A 574-nucleotide genomic window follows, 5' to 3' on the forward strand; every position below is an offset into this window, starting at 1 on the left:
AACAACCATAACTCGATTCATCATGCCAAGAACAATGCTAACAGATAAACGGTGGGAAAAGCTACTACAAATAATGAAAAATACCGGCCGAGTTTATAATAAATCCGAGCATCGGATGACGTTTGAAGGGATCCTTTTCCGAATGAGAACCGGTATTCCTTGGCGAGATTTGCCAGAAGAGTTTGGTGAATGGAGCACTGTCTATAGGCGATTTAATTTGTGGTCTAAAAAAGGAATATTAGTTGATATTTTCAAACATTTATCACAACTAGCGGATTTTGAATGGGTGTTCCTAAATGGCTCGATTATCAGGGCTCATCAACATAGTACAGGCGCTGCAACGGAGTATTCCGAGCAAATAGGTCAGAGCTGTGGTGGTAATTCAACTAAAATTCATCTTGCGGTTGATAGTGGTGGTTTGCCTATTTGTTTTGAGCTTTCTGAAGGACAACGACATGATATCACTTATGCAGAAAACCTAGTTGAAAAGCTCGATGAAGTCAATACAGTGATAGCCGATAAAGGTTATGACAGCGAGCCTTTTCGGTGCTTTGTTCGTCAAAAAGGCGGACGA

At 40.8% G+C, this 574-nt stretch carries 1 protein-coding gene; it reads left to right on the forward strand.

Going from position 1 to position 574, the window contains the following annotated elements:
* Positions 1–22: 22 nt before the first annotated feature.
* On the forward strand, positions 23–574 hold a 552-nt coding region (locus A9G31_RS01150; RefSeq protein ID WP_065560068.1), incomplete at its 3' end, for an IS5 family transposase.

The sequence above is a fragment of the Gilliamella sp. Gris1-4 genome (assembly GCF_001690335.1).
Lineage (GTDB): Bacteria > Pseudomonadota > Gammaproteobacteria > Enterobacterales > Orbaceae > Gilliamella > Gilliamella apicola_P.